The 467-nt window shown below is 41.5% G+C and carries 1 pseudogene; it reads left to right on the forward strand.

Going from position 1 to position 467, the window contains the following annotated elements:
- Positions 1-47: 47 nt before the first annotated feature.
- Positions 48-404, forward strand: a pseudogene (locus HMPREF0373_RS13590) (transposase); the annotation flags it as partial.
- Between the last annotated feature and the right edge of the window lie 63 nt (positions 405-467).

The raw sequence follows: 467 nt of genomic DNA on the forward strand, positions 1-467 counted from the left end.
TTGTAGGAAAAGACCAGTTCTCAGAAGCATAAATGTATTATGATACAGCTGCTGATGAAGAAGCTGCCAGAAAACAGTTAAAGACTGTTACCGAAAAATGGTCAGGACAATATCCGAGCGCCATGAACCGCTGGCATGATAACTGGGATGCAATTTCCCCGATTTTTAAATTTTCCCAAGAGGTTCGTACTGCGTTTTATACTACAAATGCCATTGAATCGTTGAATTCATGCTATCGCAGGCTAAACAAGCAGAGAAGCGTATTTCCGAGCTCACAGGCACTGGTGAAAGCACTATACCTGGGGACTTTTGAAATAGCAAAAAAATGGACAATGCCAATCCGTAATTGGGGCAAAGTCCGTGGTGAACTCGAAATCATGTACCCGGACAGAATGCAGATATAGCAATAAAAGCGGAATATCAAGAGTAAATATACGGGCGTGTGAAAAAACGAGAGTTTTTTCACA

It is taken from the genome of Eubacterium ramulus ATCC 29099, assembly GCF_000469345.1.
Lineage (GTDB): Bacteria > Bacillota > Clostridia > Lachnospirales > Lachnospiraceae > Eubacterium_I > Eubacterium_I ramulus.